Raw genomic sequence first — 15,459 nt, 5'->3', positions numbered from 1 at the left:
GGTGTGATCAGCGCCGACAGCCCTGGGCGACGAGGGCGGCGGGGGCGGCGAGGGCGTCCGGGATGGTGCCGCCGAGCATGCCGGAGTGAGGCTTGCCTGTGAGCGTCTCGAAGGCGGCGACCCTCGCCATGCTCCGCAGGGAGAGGGGCGTGGTGCCTCTGCCGACGACCGCGTTGCCAGTAGTGCAGATCAGGAGGGCGTCGGCCAGGTCGCTCGGGGCGCGGGGCGCCAGGGCGGCGGTGCGGTCGTGAGGCCGGCCTCGTGCACGGGCGGCGTCCCTGCCGTCGTGTCGGTCCTGAGGGTGGCCGGCCTTCACCAGATCATCCTGGAGCCGGTTGGTCCTGGAGAGCGTCTCGAGCAACGCTGCCGCCGGCTCGCCCTCCGCCGCCGCCTCGCCCTCCGCTTTCGGCCGACGAACAACCGAGCACCGGGTCGGGCTCGATCGAGCCATGGTTCCAGAGAATCTGCTGTCCAAGTCTCTGTCCGCGAAGACCCGGCGGCTCTCTCCGGCATGCGTCGGAGGGGGTTCGTTCACGATGCGGTGTGGTGGAGGTCACGAGGGGAGGGGTTGAATCTGGAGTCCGGTCCAGGATCTAGCGTCGGGTGCATGACCACAGCCATCCTGCCGGGAGTTTCCCGGTTCAGCATCGGAGCACTGGCGCGCGCCGGTGGTGTCTCGGTGGACGCCATCCGCTTCTACGAGCGGGAGGGACTTCTCCCAGCCGTGGAGAGGACCGCCGGTGATCACCGCCGGTACCCGCCCGAGGCGCTCGACCGGCTCGACTTCATCCGGGTCGGTCAACGCCTGGGTCTGAGGCTGGAAGAGATCAAGGAGCTGGCGGATGCCTGCGAGCAGGTCCCGGACTGCCCGGTGACGCACGCCGTCGAGGTGCTGCGGGGGCGGATCACGGCCGTCGAGCGACAGGTGGAGGAACTCACCGGGTTGCGCGACCGGCTCGTGCGCGTCGTCGAGCGGATGGAGTCCCATCGGGACGGCGACGACTTCACCACCGGCGGCCTCGTGCCGCTCCCGGGGACGGAGGACGCCCGGTGAGCACACCCTTGACGCCCTCGGCCCGTGCCCTCCATAGGGCCGGCCTGATCGGGGCTCTGGTGACCTTCGCGTGCGCGGTCGTCTTCCCGGTCCTTTCCGCCGTTCACGCGGATGTGCACCTTCAGCCCACGGACGTGCCGCTGTCCCCGGCCGCATTCATGGAGCCCCTCGACCACAGCGCGGACGCCGTGTTGTCGTGGATGGCCGTCGACACCCTCTTCGTCGTCGCCTACCTGACCACCTTCGCCGCGGCCGGAGCTCTGACCGTCTCCCGCCCGCTCGGAACGCTCAGCCTCGGCGCCATGGTCACGGCCGGCACCCTGGACATGGTGGAGAACGCCGTTCTCGCCGTTCACGCGGCGCAGGCGTCCGTGATGGAACCGGTCCCGGCGGCGCCGATGATGACCCTGTACGTGATCGCTCAGCTCAAGACGGCCGCCGCCACCACCGGTGTCGCCTTCCTCGCCCTGGGGCTTCCCGCGCGCACCCGGTTGCTCCGCGCGGCGATCGTGGCGGCGGGCGCCTTCGTGCTGGTCAGCGTCGCGGGTGTGGCCCGTCCCGAACTGGCCGCGCTGGAAGCGTTGCCGATCCTGCTGCTCATGGGGCTGCTGGCGGCCGTCTTCGCCCGTCGGCTGCGGGCGTCCGCCCGGGCTTCGGTCATGGTGACCGAGGCGGCGTAGCCGGAAGGACAGTGCCGGGCCACCCCGACGGGGCGGCCCGGCACTGTCCTTCCGCGGCCGGTGGTACGGGTGCGCGTCACCGCGGTTCAGGGGCTGGGCGGTCCGTCGACCGCCACGTCGCTCACCGGTAGTCGGGCCGGGGGCAGGCTGCCTCGTCCGCGCGGCAGGCTTCCATGCCGTGGGCGAAGAACAGCACGGCGAGCACGGCGATCGCGGCGAGGACGAGGACGCCGACGACGCCCCAGGCTCGTTGCCCCGCCGAGTTCTCCCGCCAGGCTTCGGGGGTGAGGAAGAAGGCCACATGCGCGAAGGCGAAGACACAGAACAGTACGGCCGACATCACCGCCATGAAGATCACTCCGCCCACCCCGGAGGTCTCGGTCGTGCCGTTCATCGGGCCCCTCCCTCGTGGCGATGATCAGTGCTGCCGTCCGGCGCGGCGAGGGCCGGGTCCGACGGAGGCCCGAGGGTGAAGGCGGAGAACCCTCGGGGCCGCCCGTTGACCTGGAGTTGCACGCGGTGGACGCCGAAGTGGTAGCGGCGCGTGGTGAGTTCCCGGAAGGAGTGCCGGCGGACGGCCGACCAGCGCTCTCCCGGGGCGAGGGTGCGGGTGGTCAGCTTGAAGACCTTCGGAGTGAGGGCGCCGTTCGCCTTGCGGTGGTGGATGACGTAGTCGAGGGCGAGATGGGCGTCACGGGTGCCGGTGTTGGTGATCTCGTGGCCGAACACGAGGTGCTCTCCGAGGCGGACCTCGGGCGTGTGGACGTCGGGGCCGACGACCTGGACACGGATGTCGGGATCGTGTCCGAGGAGCGCCAGGGCGTCGGGCCGGCCGGCCTTGACGAGGGTCCGCAGGCCGTGCCGGACCAGGGCCGGTGTGGTGGGGGCGGGCCTGGCGAGCCACCGGGCGGCGGTGGCGACCGCGGTATCGGGATGGTCGTGGCTGATGTCGTTGAGGTGGTTGGCCACGGAACGTCGCACGTACTCGCTCGGGTCTTGGTGGAGCGCGTCCAGGAGGGGCAGGGCGGGGGTCGGGTCCGTGACGAGCGCGGTGAGCCGGGGCGCCCACGGGAGGCGCGGGCGCGTGCCCTCGCTTGCGAGGCGTCGCACGTGGGGATCGGGGTGGCCGGTCCATGCGAGGGCCGGTCGCAGGGCCCGGTGAAGGTCCTCGCGGAGGAAGGGACGTACGGCCATCTCCGCGGTGAGCCGCGGAGTGAGCGCGGTGAGCAGATCGAGGGCCGGTTCGAACACGTCGCACGCCAGCGCGCGTTCGGCGACCGCCGCGTTGACGGGGAAGGTCATCCATCCGGTGAAGTCGGACCTGCTCAGGGCCGTGCGGACGACCTCGGCGAAGGCCGGGTAGGCGTCCGGGAGGTCGGCGAGGACGGCTTCCTTCACCGCGGTGACGCGTCGGCTGAAGGCGAGGCCCTCCAGGAGGGCTCCGCAGCCGCGGAGGGCGGTGGCCGGTGCGGCGCCGGCCGCCGCCATGACGGAGGCCAGCAGGTCCGTGGTGCGAGGGTTGATCAGTTCGTCGGCCGTGGGCACGGCTCTCCCTTCTCGTCCGGCTGCGGCATCCGCGGCGTGCCGCTCCACGCGGCGGCAGGCCGCAGGTGCCGGTTCGGCTACTGGCGGCTGCTGTGCAGCACTTCGGCGTGCCGCATCTCGTGGACCTCGCCGATCAGGCGGAAGAAGTCCCCGGCGGCCGGATCCCCGGGCATCTCCTTCGCCGCGCGGGCCGCGACCTCCGGGGAGGCCCAGAGGATGAGGTCGATCAGCGAGCCGTCCTCGTAGCGGGCGAGGTGCGCGCCGAGGAAGTCGGACCCGTACCGCTCGCGCAGGACGGAGACCAGCCGGTCCCGGTGGGAGGCCAGCTGCTCGGGGTCGGCGCAGGCGAAGCGGACGTACTCGATGGTCATGCTCATGGGAACCTCTTCATCTCTCAACTCACGACTTTGAGTCGCCAAATCCGTGAGTGGAAGCTATCACGGTTTTGATGCTGGGAATCCGTGGGTCCGGTAAGTTGATGGCATGACCCTCAAGAACCTGCGCGAGATGCCGTGGATCGGCGAGCGGCCGGTCCTCGACCTGGCCAACACGGTCGTCGTCGGAGCCGGTCGCGCGGGCGGGGACGTCGACCTGCTGGCCGACCCGGAGCTCCTGGCGTCCTGGCGGGAGAAGGCGCTCGACCGGGAACTCGCCGGCCTGCCCCGGGAGGATCTGGAGGAGCTGCGCGTGCCGGTCCGGGCCGTGCTGGAGGCGGCGGCGCGGCAGGCGCCGCTGCCGGAGCCGGCGAGGGTGCGACTCAACGCGCTGGCCGCACGGGCTCCGGTGACGTTCCGGGTCGACGACGCAGGCCACCTCGCGGAGCGGGAGGCCGGCGGGCCGGTCGCGGGGTCGGTCGCCCGGCAGGCGCTCGTGCTGGCCGCCGGACCGGAGCAGACGCGGTTGCGGCAGTGCCCGGCACCGAGCTGTGGGATGTTCTTCCTCGCGCGCAGGCGAGATCAGGCGTGGTGTTCGATCGGCTGCGGCAACCGGGCGCGTGCCGCCCGTCGGGCGGGCGGCATCGACTGATCCTGCACCTGTCCCGCCGGTCGCCGGGCGCGCCACGACCGGCGTCGCGTGTTGCGGACGAGTTCGCCGACGGGCAGGGCCCCCTTGTCCGGTCGCTCGGGGCGCATGAGATCTCTCGATTGGCATATGTCACGGACTAGCTCTTCAAATGCGTGACATGTGCCGCCCCCGGGGCGGCTGCCGTCCGGCCTTCCGGCAGTCAAGGGGCGCACGGATGAATGAGGAGGGGAGTCGGCGCTCACCGGCCGGCCGGGGTGCACGTCGTGCCGACGGGGGTGTCGGCGGCCCTGTGGTCGGCGATCGGCGGTCGGGGGTCGGCGGTCGGGGGGAGTTCGGCGGCGGTCAGGTGTGTGCGTCGCGCGTCAGGATTCCGCGAAGAGCGTCAGTGCGGCACGGGCGGCTCGTTCGAAGGCCTCCGTGCTGCCGCTCGCCCGGCACAGCACCTGCGCGCCCTTTAGGGGGGCGACCAGCAGGGCGAAACTCCGGTGCCCCTGCGTACTCGCGGCGGATCACCTTCAGCGCGAGGGGCTGCTTGCCGCGCGTGCAAGTCAAGTAGACCGAACCCATGCCGCCTTCGCCGATGCGGGCGAGCAGCCGGTACCCGGAAATCTCCCGCGGATCGCCGGGCCCCAGCGGCCGTAGCGCGCTCCGCGACAGCCGCCCTGCCCCGCCCCCCCTACCGTCCACGACCGACTCTCCTCGATGACAGGCGCGGCAGCACGACTGGCCCGCGACGAGCCGCGGGGCGTTCCCCCTGGCGTGCCGGCCCTATCGTTTGGTCCGTCAATTCATGAGCGGGGTACGTGAACAGCGCTGCCGGTTCCCTCGGCGCGGGCCGGGACGGGCGCCGTCCAACTGGCGAGCAACCTCAGTGCGGCGTCCGAACGAGCGTCGAGGGCCGTGAAGACGACCAGGGACCAGCCTTCGCCGCCCGGCAGCGCGAGCGTCTCGTAGGTCAGGTCGAAACCGCCGGCCACCGGGTGCCGGAAGCTCTTGGTGCCGTACGACTTCTCCCGTACCTCCTGCGACGCCCACAGCGAACGGAACTCCGGGCTGTGACGGCTCAGTTCGCCGACGACCCCGGCCAAGCGCACGTCACCGGGCCGGCGGCCGGCGGAGAAGCGCAGGAAGCCGACGGTCTGGCGGGCCACGTCGGCCCACCGCGGGTACAGCCCCCGGGCGGCCGCGTCCAGGAACACGTGCCGGGCGAGGTTGAGCCGCCCCGCGGGCGTCCGGTCCGGGGCCCCGAGAAGGGCACCGGCCAGGTGGTTGGCGTCGAGGACGTCCATCGCGGGACTCAGGACGTACGCCGGGACGGCGCCCACCGCGGCCAGGAGCCGCCGGAGTCCGTCCCGTACGGGTTTCTCGTCCTGCGCCGCGTCGGCGGCCACGGGCGGGACACGGCCGGCGACGCGGGCCCCGTGCGCGAGGTCGTACAGGTGTACGCGCTCCGTCGCATCGAGCCGCAGGGCACGGGCCAGGGCCTCCAGTACAGCGTCGGAGGGGCGGCGGGCGCGGCCCTGCTCAAGGCGCGTGTAGTAGACGGCGCTGACGCCCGCGAGTTCGGCCACCTCCTCGCGGCGCAACCCCGCGACCCGGCGCCGATCGAGGACGGGGAGCCCGGCCGCCTCCGGCGTCACGCGGGAGCGCCGCGACATCAAGAAGCTGCCGAGTTCGCTGGCTGGGTTCATGCGCGCCAGTATGCGCACAGGCGGCTGCCCCGTGCCTGTCCCTGCCGGTACCCCCTTCCGGAGCGCCGGTCCCGCCGTCCCCGGTGCCAGGTACTCGCGGGGGCATGGCTCCGCGTCCTCGGCGGCGCGAAGGTACGGGGAGTGCGACCGCACTTCACGCCGCCCCGCGCCTTCCCCGTGGGGCGGCACACGACATGCACGGACGACAGGAGCATCCTCTATGCGCGCGGTGGTCTTCTCCCGGTACGGCGACGAAAGCGTTCTGGACCTCACGGAGCGGCCGGCGCCGGCCCCGGCGGACGGCGAGATCCTGGTGGAGGTCAAGGCCGCGGGGGTGAACCCGGTCGACTGGAAGCACCGCGAAGGAGCCGTCCGCAACGACCGGCCGTTCCCGCTGGGGATGGGCTGGGACGTGGCGGGCGTGGTGCGGTCCACCGTGCCGGGCGGCCCGGCGGTCGGCGAGGCCGTGTACGGGATGCTGCCGCTGCCCTACGGCGGCGCCTACCAGGAACTGGCCGCCCTGCCCGCCTCCGCCGTGGCGCCCAAGCCGGCCCGGCTGTCCTACGCCGAGGCCGCCGCCGTGCCGCTGGCCGCGCTGACGGCATGGCAGGCGCTGGAGGCGGCCGGAGCGAGGGCGGGTCTGCGCGTCCTGGTGCACGCGGGTGCCGGCGGCGTGGGGCACTTCGCCGTGCAGTTCGCCCGGCACCTCGGGGCCCACGTGACCGCCACCGCCTCCGCACGCAACCTGGACTTCGTACGCCGGCTCGGCGCCGACGAGCCGGTCGACCGGGCGACGACGGACCTCGCCGCCGCGGATCCGTTCGACATCGTGCTGGACACCGTCGGAGGCCCGGTGCAGCACGCGTCCTGGCGGCTCCTGCGCCCCGGCGGCAGCCTCGTCACGCTCCCGGAACCCGTGGACGAGGCACACCGCCTGCCCGGCATCGCGGCCCGCCGGATCATCGTGACGCCCGACGGCCAGGCGCTGCGCCGGATCGGCGCGCTCATCGACGCCGGTGCCGTCGACGTCGAGGTCCAGGCGGTCCTGCCCCTGGAGGAGGCCGCGGAGGCGCACCGCATCAGCAGCACGGGCCGGGTGCGCGGAAAGCTCGCTCTCCTTCTCTGACGGCCCATCGGCCCGAGGGGCGACGCGGGGGACAGACCGAGTGGCGGGGGCAGCTGGCCCTCGTCGTCGCACCGAGCGCGTCGGAGGGCCGGAGGCCCGGCGGGCTCGGGAAGGGGCAGGAAGACGGGGGCGGCGGTCCGCAGGGGGAGTTCGGCGCCATGGCGTCTGCCGGGCGACGGCGTCGCGCCGGTGTCCGTGCCGGGCTCCACCGCGGCACTCTGGAGGCAGGTACCACGTGGGGATCGGTCCGTATCGGCATCCCTGATGCGCAGCGCATACGCCCGCCCCCCCCCCGCGCGCCGTTCGGCCGAGTATCGATGTCGCTGAAGCTGATCAAGCGCTCGCCGGGGAACGAATCCCGGGCGCCGGTGCCTGTCCGGCGTGGCTCTCCGCCCCGGGACGTGAGCCGCCCCGCCCACGCGCGGGCCGGGGCAGGGGCTCGTATGCAACTCCGGCGCCGAGAACGGCCCCGCGGCGTCCGGAGCGTTTCGGGCTGCCGGTACCACCGCCTGCGCAACGCGCTCGCCGAGCCAAAGCACATGCGGAGTCGCGTCCGGGACGGAACCGGAGTGGTGGCCGAGAGCCACGCCCTGCTCGCACACGGCGTGGACTCGCGCTCCTGCGTCGGCGCCGCCCCGGACCAACCGCTCACAACGGCGTGAGCCGCCCTGCTTTCCCCGAGTATGGGGAACGCCTCGCTTGCCGACCCGCTCGCGCGGATCGATGCCAGGGTGCCAGGGTGCCGGCGGTCAGGGAGACGGAGATACCGCTGGTGGGGGGCCGTCGCCGGGCGCCTTTGTCGACGCAACCGGTGCGGGCGGTTGGGCCCGGAGCGCCTCCGGTGCTCATTCGCCGAGGGCGGCGGCGCCGAGCCACTGGCAGGCCACCAGCGCCAGTTCGAGCTCCACCCGGCTGTCCCGCAGGGCGCTGCCACAGATGTCGGCGACTTTGGTGAGGCGGTAGCCGACGGTGTTCTTGTGGATGTGCAGTCGCTTGGCCGTCGCTGTGTGACTGCCGCCTTCCTCCAGGTAGACCTGGAGCGTGGCTCGAAGGTCGGCGGCCGCGCGAGTGTCGGCCGCGAGGGGTCCGAGCGTGCTGCGGACCAGGCGGCGGGTGCCCTCCAGGTCGGCCGCGAGCAGGGCGGCGGCGCGGACACCCTGGTCGCTCGCCGATACGAGGGTGGGCGCGCGGTCGCCCGCGATGCGCGCCACCTGCTCGGCCAGCAACGCGTCGCGGTGGCTCTCGCGGAAGCCCTCGACGCCGCGGCCCCGGGGACCGACGGCCACGCGGAGGTGTGGAGCGATCTCGCTGACGGCCGAGCGCAGCGCGTCGAGCATCTCCGCACGGTCGCCGCTCACCGGGATCCACCACCACGCGGTCGTCGGGTCCCGGAGCCAGAACAGCGGCTCGGCCGTCATGCCCACCGCACTGGCCAACTTCCGTGCCGCGCCCTCGATGCCGGCGATGTCGGCCGAGCCGGCGTGCCGCTCGTCGACCCAGATGATTCCCGCCACGTGGGTTTCGCGCAGCCGGTAGCCCAAGGCGTCTTCCGTTGCGACTACGTCGATGTCGCCGCCGTCGAGCAGCCGTGTCACTGCCTCCGCCTTCACCGTGCTGCGATGCGCCAGCCAGCGGTCGCGCTCGGCCTGGTACTCGACCAGGACCAACTCGGAGACGCGGTCGATGTACCAGAAGTTGATCCCGTTGAGCTCGCGCAAGGCGGCCACCTCCCGGGACGGGTGGTCGAGAATCCGGGCGAGGGTGTCGATGGCCCACTGGGTCTGCATGAACTGTCCCCAGCGATAGGCCCGTGCCAGCGCCCACGGCGGTGCCTGCCTGCGGGCGAGGTGGCGAGCGTATTCGAGTGCGGGAGAGGGCGCGCTGATCGTTTCGAGGTCCACGGTGCCTTGGTAGATCTGCGCTGCCTTCTCGATGTTCGAGCGCACGCTGGCGTACAGCAGGCGGTGCATGAGCTCGTCCTGGGGGAGTCCGGGGATTCCCGCGAGCATCGCCGAGCACAACGTCTCGGTGAAGGCCTCGGTCTGGGCGGCCAGCTCTTCGCCCAGGGAGATCAGGGCGGTGCCGGGCTCGGGCACCTCGGGCAGGCCGGCGTTCACCATCATGCTCAGCACCCTTCCACTGACCCGGTACCACAAAGAATACGTCGTTGACACAAGAGGCCCCGCTCATTCTGTGCCGCTGGCACAGTGCTGCGCGTAGGGCGGACTCCTACCGTCGAGGCATCGTTCCGAGACGTGGAGTGCTGATGACCTTGTCCCACTCGCCTTCCCTGGCCTATTTGCCCTGGCAGCGGAGCCCCGAGTCCGCCGCCCGGCTCGCGCGGCGGCGCTGTGCCGGTGACGGCTCCGTCTCGCTCACGTTCGCCGAGTTCGACGGATGGGTGGAGGCCGCCGCCGAGCAGTTCGCCGAGGCCGGTGTCGGCCGGGGCTCCGTCGTGGCGGTGATGCTGCCCAACCGGGTCGAGCTCCTGGTCGCGATGGTCGCGGCCTGGCGGCTGGGCGCCGCCGTCACCCCCGTCAATCCGGCCTTCACTCCCAGCGAGGCGGGATACCAGGTGGAGGACGCCGGTGCGGCGCTCCTGGTGACCCAGTCCGGGTTGGAGTGCGCGTCGAACGTCCGGCGACTGGCGGTCGACGACCTGCGGCGGACGTCGGCAGGCACGTTGCCGATGCCGGGCGTCGAGCCCGGAGACCTCGCGCTCCTCGTGTACACCAGCGGTTCGACCGGCCGGCCCAAGGGGGTCATGCTGGACCACGCGAACCTCGACGCGATGACCAGGATCATGGTCGAGTCGATGCGCCTGACGCGGGACGACCACTGCCTGCTGTTCCTGCCGCTCTTCCACGTCAACGCGATCTGCGTCAGCTTCCTCGCGCCCTTCCGGGTGGGAGCGCGGCTGAGCGTCATGGGCAGGTTCACCCCGGACACGTTCTTCGACGCGGTGGAGAAGCTGCGGCCGACGTATTTCTCGGCGGTGCCGACGATCTACGCGAAGCTGTGTGCGGAGCAGCGCGAGGCCGACTTCTCCTCGGTGCGCTTCGGCGTCTGCGGGGCCGCTCCGGCCTCCAAGGAGCTGCTCGAGGCGACCGAGGCGCGCTTCGGCTTCCGTCTGGTGGAGGGCTACGGCCTGACCGAGTGCAGCTGTGCGGCGACCTCGAACCCCGTCGACGGGGTGATCAAGGCCGGGACGGTCGGGCCGGCGCTTCCCGGAGTGCGGGTCGAGGTGATGTCGGCGGAGGGCGAGCTGCTGCCGCGCGGCCGGCGTGGCGAGGTCGTCGTCCAGGGACCGATCGTGATGCGCGGCTACCTGGGCCGCCCCGATGCCACCGCCGAGACGTTGCGGGACGGCTGGCTGCATACCGGTGACGTCGGTGTGTTGGACGAGGACGGCTACCTGCGCATCGTGGACCGGATCAAGGACATGATCATCCGCGGCGGGGAGAACCTCTATCCCAAGGAGATCGAGACCGTCATCGGCGCCCACCCGGGAGTCATGGAGGTGGCCGTCGTCGGCGAGCCCGACGAGGTCTTCGGGGAGGTGCCGGTCGCGTTCGTCGCCGGCCTGCCCGGTGCCGGGCTCTCCACGGCCGCTCTCCTGGAGCGCTGCCGGGAGCACCTGACCCGGGTGAAGATCCCCGTCCGGATCCACCTGGTCGAGACCCTCCCGAAGAACCCCATCGGCAAGATCGACAAGCCGACGCTGCGTCGAGAACTCGTCCAGGACCGGGCCGAGAGCGCAGGAGCCTGACATGCCCTTCACCAAGCCCACCCTCCCGCCCGTCGACCCGGGCGAGTTCGTCACGCTGCCGCTGGGCGAGCGGATGCGGATCCTGACCACCTTCTGGGCCGAGAACGGCTACGGGAGCCCGAAAGCCCTGCACCTGATCTACATCGCGAAGTTCCTGCTGATGTCGTCGCTCGGCGGTCTCCTCGTGGTCACCCTCACCTCTCCGGGCGTCGGCTCCATCCTGGACGTCGGGTCCTGGTGGGACGAGCCGATCGTCTATCAGAAGCTGGTGCTCTGGGCCGCCTTCCTCGAGGTCGTCGGCATCGGCGGCGCGTGGGGGCCGCTGACCGGCCACTTCAAGCCGTTCTACGGGGGAGCGCGCTACTTCGTGCGGCCGGGCCTGCTGCGGATGGCGCCCTGGCCGGGCCGGGTTCCGTTCACCGGCGGCACGCGTCGGACCCGCTTCGATGCCGTCCTCTACGTCGCGTACGTGACCAGTCTCGTGATCGCACTCGTCCTCCCCGGGGTGCCGTACGGCGAGCCCCTCCCGGACGCGGCCGGTGGGGTGATCCGGCACGGGGCACTGATCGCGCCGATCGTGCTTCTCGTCGTCCTCGGTCTGCGGGACAAGGTCGTCTTCCTGTGCGGCCGGGGCGAGCAGTACCTCCCCGCCATGGTGTTCTTCGCGATCCTCGCACCGCACGACATGGTGATCGCGGGCAAGCTGCTGATCGTCGTCATCTGGTGCGGCGCCGCGTTCTCCAAGATCGGCAAGCACTTCGAGAACGTGGTGCCCCCGATGGTGTCGAACACTCCCTGGGCGTGGAAGTCGTTGAAGCGGCGGCACTACCGCGACTTCCCCCGCGACCTGCGCCCCTCAAGACTGGGGTGGTTCATGGCTCATGTCCTCGGCACCATCGCCGAGTGGGCGGTGCCGCTGGTGCTGCTGTTCACGACCGACCGGACCGTCACGCTGCTCGGCGTGGCTTCGATGGTGGCCTTCCACCTCTTCATCACCTCGACGTTCCCGCTGGCGGTCCCGCTCGAATGGAACATCCTCTTCGGGTTCATCGCGGTCGCTCTGTTCGCCGGACACCCGAACGGCGACGGTTACGGCATCCTCGACTTCAGCGAGCCCTGGATGCTGCCGGTCTTCGCGGCCGCTCTGCTGTTCTTCCCGGTTCTCGGCAACCTGCGCCCCGACCTGGTCTCCTTCCTGCCGTCGATGCGGCAGTACGCCGGCAACTGGGCCTCCGCGGTCTGGACGTTCACGCCCGGGGCCGACCAGAAGCTCAAGAAGGCCGGCATGCCCGTGGCCCTGCATTCCGAGCAGCTCGCCGCCCTGCGCGTCCCCCGGGACACGGCCAGAATCATGATCGACCTGTTCGTGGCCTGGCGCTCGATGCACAGCCAGGGACGCGGCCTGATCTCGGTGCTCCGCGACTACCTCGGGGACGACCTCGACACCCGGGAGGTCTGGGAGGGCGAGACGGGCGCGAACCTGGTGTTGGGGTGGAACTTCGGCGACGGTCACCTCCACGGCATCCGCTTCCTGGAGGCGTTGCGCGAGCACTGCGGTTTCGAGCCCGGAGAGTTCGTCGTCGCCTGGGTGGAGTCCCAGCCGGTGCACGCGTCCCATCAGGAGTGGTTCGTCTTCGACGGCGCGCTCGGGGTGACCCGGCGCGGCACCTGGCAGGTGGCCGACTGCGTGGCGGAGCAGCCGTGGCTGCCCAACGGCCCGATCCCCCTGGACATCACCTGGCGGTCCGACCGGACGGTGACGGCATGACGACCGCCGTGGTCGTGGGCAGCGGCCCCAACGGTCTCGCCGCGGCCGTCGAGCTTGCCGCCCAGGGCATCGAGGTCACGGTCCTGGAGGCCGCCGACGAGATCGGCGGCGGCACCCGCAGCGGAGAGAGCATCCTGCCCGGGCTGCTGCACGACCACTGCGCGGCGTTTCATCCGATGGCGCCCTCCTCCACCTTCTTCAGGACCCGGGGACTCGAACGCTACGGGTTGCGGTGGCTTCGCCCGGAGATCGACTGCGCGCACCCGCTGGACGACGGCTCCGCGGGCGTCCTGCGCACCTCGGTACGAGAGACCGCGGCGGGACTCGGCGTCGACGGTCCGCGCTGGAGGAGGCTCTTCGAGCGCAACGCCGCGGACTTCGAGCTCCTGGCCGAGGACATCATGCGGCCGCTGGTACGTGTGCCCCGGCACCCGGTGCGGCTCGCCCGGTTCGGGCTGCCCACGCTGCTGCCGGCCGCGATGCTCGCCCGGGGGTTCCGTACCGAGCAGGCCCGGGCGCTGTTCGCCGGCATCGCCGCACACGCCTACCAGCCGTTGACCCGCCCGCTCAGCTCGGCGATCGGCATCGGCATCATCACCGGCGGCCACCACAACGGCTGGGTCGTCGCCGCGGGCGGCAGCCGTTCGATCCCGGACGCGATGGCGGCTCTCCTCCACGACCTCGGAGCGAAGATCGAGACCGGTGTCCGCATCGAGCGGGCCGAGCAACTGCCCCGCGCCGACATCACGATCTTCGACCTCACCCCGGAGTCGATCGCGGACATCCTGGGCGACCGGCTGCCGCGTGGCACCGCACGCGCCTTTCGGCACTTCCGCCGCAGCCCAGGGGCCTTCAAGGTCGACTTCGCCGTCGAGGGCGGCGTCCCCTGGTCCAGTACCGCCGCCCGCTCGGCCGGCACCGTCCACCTCGTCGGATCCTTCGCGGCGACGCTCGCCGCCGAGAAGGCAATCGCCCAGGGCCGGATGCCCGAGCGGCCCTTCGTACTGGTGGGGCAGCAGTACCTCGCCGACCCGCAGCGCTCGGCCCAGGACGTGCACCCGGTCTACAGCTACGCCCATGTGCCGCACGGCTACACCGGCGATGCCACGGAGGCGATCATCGCGCAGTTCGAGCGTTTCGCCCCGGGCTTCCGCGACCGGATCGTGGGCATGTCCGTCCGGAGCACCACCGAGATGGCCGCCTACAACCAGAACTACGTGGGCGGCGACATCGTCACCGGCGCCAAGGACGTCCGCCGGCTCGTCTTCGGACCGCGGATCTCCGCCTCGCCGTACACCCTCGGCATCCCGGGCATGTTCCAGTGCTCCGCCGCCACCGCACCCGGGCCGGGCGCGCACGGCATGTGCGGGTACAACGCCGCGCATGCCGCCCTCGGCCAACTCGCATGTCCCGCACGAGACCACCAGTGACAGGAAGCAGAAGGCCATGAAGAACCAGCCCAAGCGCGTGGTCGTGATCGGTGCCGCCGGCGACATGATCGGCGAGGCCATCAAGAAGATGGTGCGGTACGAGCCGGACCTGCACTTCACGCTGAGCGACATCAACACCGCCAAGCTCGCCGCGCTGGCCTCCTCCCTGCCCCAGGGCCGGGCCACTACTGCTCGGGTCGACCTCTTCGACGCCGCCGCCCTGACGGCTGCCGTCGAGGGGGCGGACCTCGTGATCAACGCGGCCGGTCCCTACATGCGGACGGCACAGCCCGTACTGGACGTCTGCCTGGCGACCGGAGTCGACTACCTCGACATCGACGACGACAACAGCAGCACGATCCACTCGATGTCCCAGGACCAGCGCGCCCGTGAAGCCGGCATCGCCTGCTACATCGGATGCGGCGCCAGCCCGGGGCTGAGCAACGTCTTCGCCGGCGATGTCGCCGGCCGGCTGGACACCGTCGAGACGCTCGACGCGGTGTGGTGTTCCGGTGACGAGGGGGAGAAACCGTTCGCGCCGGCCGTCCTCGAACACCTCCTGCACGCCTGCGCCGGCCCGATCGAGACCTGGCGGGACGGCAAGGCCACCACGGTCGAGGCGTACGTCGCCAGCGAGGTCTGGCCGATGGGACGTGCCCTGGGTGACTTCCGGATCTACGAGATCGGCCACCCGGAGTCCGTGACGCTGCCCCGCCGCTACCCCGATGCCCGCAGCATCCGCTGCCTGGGCGGCTTCCACCCCCAGTCGGTCAACGGCCTGATGAAGGGCGTGGCCAAAGCTGTTCACGAGGGCCGGATGACCATGGACGAGGGCGTCGCCTTCCTGCAGGACATCCTCGCCGGAGGGAAGGGCAGCGTGCAGGGCTGGCGCGCCGCCTGGAGCGGGATGCGCCGACAGGTCAAGGACAAGGAGAGCTCGTGGGGCACCTTGCTGCGGTTCGTCGCCGACAGCCTGCGGGGACACCACCCGCCCTTCCTCGGCGGACTGGTCGCCCGGGCCACCGGCTTCAAGGACGGCAAGCCGGTCACGCTCTACAAGCGCGGATTCGCCGATGCCACCAAGCCCGGCTCCTGGGACTCGATGGCCGCGGCCACCGGCGCCTGCATCGCGGCGTTCGCGGTGCTCGCCCTCCGCGACGCGGGCCGGCACGTCGGCGTCCTGAGCCCCGAGGACTGGGTCGTTCCGCAGGAGTTCTACGACCAGCTCGGAGCCCACGGCGCTCCGCTCGACCACACCATCGAAGACGGTTACCACTTCCCGGACGAGGCTTCCCGGCGCGCGGTGGAAGGCCCTGCTGGAGGAAGCCCTCGCGACGCGGCCATCGGTGAATGAGCGCGTGCCCTCGTGC

14 protein-coding genes are annotated in these 15,459 nt (G+C 71.7%); 8 read left to right on the top strand and 6 right to left on the bottom strand.

The features are described from left to right. Window positions 1–7 precede the first annotated feature (7 nt). Window positions 8–361 (bottom strand): hypothetical protein, encoded by a 354-nt coding sequence (locus HHL19_RS33185; protein WP_169094100.1) that lies wholly within the window; start codon window positions 359–361, stop codon window positions 8–10. A 246-nt stretch (window positions 362–607) separates the two neighbouring features. Here HHL19_RS33185 and HHL19_RS33180 point away from each other — a divergent pair, with 246 nt between their 5' ends. Together HHL19_RS33180 and HHL19_RS33175 are read left to right on the top strand one after the other, a co-directional pair. Beyond that, entirely contained in the window at window positions 608–1,054 is a 447-nt protein-coding gene (locus tag HHL19_RS33180; RefSeq protein WP_169094099.1) for a MerR family transcriptional regulator, read from the top strand. Between the two features lie 134 nt (window positions 1,055–1,188). After that, on the top strand, window positions 1,189–1,734 hold the full coding sequence (locus tag HHL19_RS33175; RefSeq protein WP_240982034.1) for a hypothetical protein: 546 nt from the start codon (window positions 1,189–1,191) through the stop codon (window positions 1,732–1,734). A gap of 121 nt (window positions 1,735–1,855) precedes the next feature. Here the strand turns inward: HHL19_RS33175 and HHL19_RS33170 are convergent, their stop codons facing one another. From HHL19_RS33170 to HHL19_RS33160, 3 genes are all read right to left on the bottom strand, one after another. Beyond that, window positions 1,856–2,128, bottom strand: a complete 273-nt coding sequence (locus tag HHL19_RS33170) for a hypothetical protein (RefSeq protein WP_169094097.1) — start codon at window positions 2,126–2,128, stop codon at window positions 1,856–1,858. Continuing rightward, window positions 2,125–3,279 carry a DNA alkylation repair protein gene (locus HHL19_RS33165; RefSeq protein ID WP_169094096.1) on the bottom strand — a complete coding sequence of 385 codons (1,155 nt, stop codon included), beginning with the start codon at window positions 3,277–3,279 and terminating at the stop codon, window positions 2,125–2,127. Before HHL19_RS33165 ends, HHL19_RS33170 begins: the two co-directional genes overlap by 4 nt. A 77-nt stretch (window positions 3,280–3,356) precedes the next feature. Next, window positions 3,357–3,656: a hypothetical protein gene (locus tag HHL19_RS33160; RefSeq protein ID WP_169094095.1), complete on the bottom strand. Its 300-nt coding sequence runs from the start codon at window positions 3,654–3,656 to the stop codon at window positions 3,357–3,359. Between the two features lie 106 nt (window positions 3,657–3,762). Between HHL19_RS33160 and HHL19_RS33155 the strand changes: the two genes are divergently transcribed. Then, the gene (locus HHL19_RS33155) at window positions 3,763–4,305 is read left to right on the top strand and encodes an ABATE domain-containing protein (RefSeq protein ID WP_169094094.1); all 543 of its coding nucleotides are present in this window, start codon (window positions 3,763–3,765) and stop codon (window positions 4,303–4,305) included. A gap of 788 nt (window positions 4,306–5,093) precedes the next feature. On the opposite strand, the gene HHL19_RS33145 is transcribed toward HHL19_RS33155, so the two are convergent. After that, complete coding sequence (locus HHL19_RS33145; protein WP_169094093.1) at window positions 5,094–5,996, bottom strand: helix-turn-helix transcriptional regulator; 903 nt, start codon at window positions 5,994–5,996, stop codon at window positions 5,094–5,096. A gap of 220 nt (window positions 5,997–6,216) precedes the next feature. Here HHL19_RS33145 and HHL19_RS33140 point away from each other — a divergent pair, with 220 nt between their 5' ends. After that, window positions 6,217–7,122 carry an NADP-dependent oxidoreductase gene (locus HHL19_RS33140; RefSeq protein WP_169094092.1) on the top strand — a complete coding sequence of 302 codons (906 nt, stop codon included), beginning with the start codon at window positions 6,217–6,219 and terminating at the stop codon, window positions 7,120–7,122. 845 nt (window positions 7,123–7,967) lie between these two features. Here the strand turns inward: HHL19_RS33140 and HHL19_RS33135 are convergent. After that, on the bottom strand, window positions 7,968–9,245 hold the full coding sequence (locus HHL19_RS33135) for a helix-turn-helix domain-containing protein (RefSeq protein ID WP_169094091.1): 1,278 nt from the start codon (window positions 9,243–9,245) through the stop codon (window positions 7,968–7,970). A 143-nt stretch (window positions 9,246–9,388) separates the two neighbouring features. Between HHL19_RS33135 and HHL19_RS33130 the strand changes: the two genes are divergently transcribed. Genes HHL19_RS33130 through HHL19_RS33115 form a run of 4 tightly spaced genes read left to right on the top strand, consistent with a single transcriptional unit; the run spans window position 9,389 to window position 15,443 of the window. Next, the gene (locus HHL19_RS33130) at window positions 9,389–10,891 is read left to right on the top strand and encodes an AMP-binding protein (protein WP_169094090.1); all 1,503 of its coding nucleotides are present in this window, start codon (window positions 9,389–9,391) and stop codon (window positions 10,889–10,891) included. 1 nt (window position 10,892) lies between these two features. Next, window positions 10,893–12,659, top strand: a complete 1,767-nt coding sequence (locus HHL19_RS33125) for a DUF3556 domain-containing protein (RefSeq protein ID WP_169094089.1) — start codon at window positions 10,893–10,895, stop codon at window positions 12,657–12,659. Further along, complete coding sequence (locus tag HHL19_RS33120; protein ID WP_169094088.1) at window positions 12,656–14,089, top strand: NAD(P)/FAD-dependent oxidoreductase; 1,434 nt, start codon at window positions 12,656–12,658, stop codon at window positions 14,087–14,089. Before HHL19_RS33125 ends, HHL19_RS33120 begins: the two co-directional genes overlap by 4 nt. Beyond that, window positions 14,043–15,443, top strand: coding sequence for a saccharopine dehydrogenase NADP-binding domain-containing protein (locus tag HHL19_RS33115; RefSeq protein WP_240982033.1), 1,401 nt, complete (start codon window positions 14,043–14,045; stop codon window positions 15,441–15,443). The genes HHL19_RS33120 and HHL19_RS33115 overlap by 47 nt, the downstream gene beginning before the upstream one ends. The last annotated feature ends 16 nt before the right edge of the window (window positions 15,444–15,459 follow it).

The organism is Streptomyces sp. R302, from assembly GCF_012927245.1.
Taxonomy (GTDB): domain Bacteria; phylum Actinomycetota; class Actinomycetes; order Streptomycetales; family Streptomycetaceae; genus Streptomyces.
The sequence above is the reverse complement of the archived record's forward strand: the minus strand, read 5'-3'. Positions and strand labels throughout refer to the sequence as shown.

Excerpts from the sequence above, each read along its gene's own strand:
- HHL19_RS33155 (WP_169094094.1), top strand. The coding sequence starts at position 3,763 with ATGACCCTCAAGAACCTGCGCGAGATGCCGTGGATCGGCGAGCGGCCG.
- HHL19_RS33170 (WP_169094097.1), bottom strand. The coding sequence starts at position 2,128 with ATGAACGGCACGACCGAGACCTCCGGGGTGGGCGGAGTGATCTTCATG.
- HHL19_RS33180 (WP_169094099.1), top strand. The coding sequence starts at position 608 with ATGACCACAGCCATCCTGCCGGGAGTTTCCCGGTTCAGCATCGGAGCA.
- HHL19_RS33130 (WP_169094090.1), top strand. The coding sequence starts at position 9,389 with ATGACCTTGTCCCACTCGCCTTCCCTGGCCTATTTGCCCTGGCAGCGG.
- HHL19_RS33160 (WP_169094095.1), bottom strand. The coding sequence starts at position 3,656 with ATGAGCATGACCATCGAGTACGTCCGCTTCGCCTGCGCCGACCCCGAG.
- HHL19_RS33120 (WP_169094088.1), top strand. The coding sequence starts at position 12,656 with ATGACGACCGCCGTGGTCGTGGGCAGCGGCCCCAACGGTCTCGCCGCG.
- HHL19_RS33135 (WP_169094091.1), bottom strand. The coding sequence starts at position 9,245 with ATGATGGTGAACGCCGGCCTGCCCGAGGTGCCCGAGCCCGGCACCGCC.
- HHL19_RS33115 (WP_240982033.1), top strand. The coding sequence starts at position 14,043 with ATGCCGCCCTCGGCCAACTCGCATGTCCCGCACGAGACCACCAGTGAC.
- HHL19_RS33145 (WP_169094093.1), bottom strand. The coding sequence starts at position 5,996 with ATGAACCCAGCCAGCGAACTCGGCAGCTTCTTGATGTCGCGGCGCTCC.
- HHL19_RS33140 (WP_169094092.1), top strand. The coding sequence starts at position 6,217 with ATGCGCGCGGTGGTCTTCTCCCGGTACGGCGACGAAAGCGTTCTGGAC.
- HHL19_RS33125 (WP_169094089.1), top strand. The coding sequence starts at position 10,893 with ATGCCCTTCACCAAGCCCACCCTCCCGCCCGTCGACCCGGGCGAGTTC.